1 protein-coding gene is annotated in these 237 nt (G+C 43.0%); it reads right to left on the reverse strand.

What is annotated here, in order from left to right; translation table 11 throughout:
• Positions 1-19: 19 nt before the first annotated feature.
• The coding region (locus tag AAEY83_RS18435) for a hypothetical protein (RefSeq protein WP_351061589.1) at positions 20-237 on the reverse strand (218 nt) is incomplete at its 5' end.

Here is a 237-nt window from a genome sequence, read left to right on the forward strand (position 1 = left end):
TTATTGAGTCTATTACTAATTAAAACTGGTATTTAGCACCTAGGGTAGCCGTTGTGCCTAATCCTTTGATGTTATAGCCGCCGTAAGTGTAAGATTGTGCGCGGGCAGGGTAGTAATCGCTATTGAACAGGTTTTCGATACCAAAATAGCCACTCCAGCTGGCGTTAACATTGTATTGGCCACTTAAGTTAAATGTGTTGTAGCTACTAACAGGGCCTTGATCGCCAGAGTATTGGC

This window comes from Psychrobacter sp. TB20-MNA-CIBAN-0197, assembly GCF_040309765.1.
Taxonomy (GTDB): Bacteria; Pseudomonadota; Gammaproteobacteria; order Pseudomonadales; family Moraxellaceae; genus Psychrobacter; species Psychrobacter submarinus.